The organism is Streptomyces sp. AC627_RSS907, assembly GCF_019049165.1.
The window spans coordinates 1-800 of sequence record NZ_JAGMUE010001236.1; the positions used below are offsets into that span (position 1 = coordinate 1).

Below are 800 nucleotides of genomic sequence, written 5' to 3' on the forward strand. Positions count from 1 at the left end.
TCACCGGCCGGCTCGCCTACACCTACGGCCTTGAGGGCCCGGCCGTCACCGTGGACACCGCCTGCTCGTCGTCGCTGGTCGCGCTGCACCTGGCGGTCGAGTCGCTGCGCCGGGGCGAGTGCGAACTCGCGCTCGCCGGCGGCGTCACGGTGCTGTCCACGCCGAGCGTGTTCACCGAGTTCAGCCGGCAGCAGGGGCTGGCGGCCGACGGTCGGTGCAAGTCGTTCGCCGCGGCGGCCGACGGCACCGGGTGGTCCGAGGGCGTGGGCGTGCTGCTCGTGGAGCGGCTCTCCGACGCCCGGAAGAACGGTCACCAGGTGCTGGCGGTGGTGCGGGGCTCGGCCGTGAACCAGGACGGCGCCAGCAACGGCCTCACCGCGCCCAACGGGCCCTCGCAGGAGCGCGTCATCCGGCAGGCCCTGGCCAACGCCGGGGTCTCCGCGGCCGACGTGGACGCCGTCGAGGCGCACGGCACCGGCACGACCCTCGGCGACCCGATCGAGGCCCACGCGCTGCTCGCCACGTACGGGCAGCAGCGGTCGGGCGACGAGCCGCTGTGGCTGGGCTCGTTCAAGTCCAACATCGGGCACTCCCAGGCGGCGGCCGGCGTCGGTGGCGTCATCAAGATGGTGATGGCGATGCGTGACGGCACGCTCCCCAAGACGCTGCACGTGGACGAGCCGTCGCCGCACATCGACTGGTCGGCCGGCGCCGTCGAACTCCTCACCGAGGCGCGCCCCTGGCCCGCCCCGGACCGCCCGCGCCGGGCCGCCGTCTCCTCCTTCGGCGTGAGCGGCACC

1 protein-coding gene is annotated in these 800 nt (G+C 74.8%); it reads left to right on the plus strand.

What is annotated here, in order from left to right; genetic code table 11:
* The coding region (locus KUM32_RS41250) for a beta-ketoacyl synthase N-terminal-like domain-containing protein (protein WP_217146771.1) at positions 1–800 on the plus strand (800 nt) is incomplete at both ends.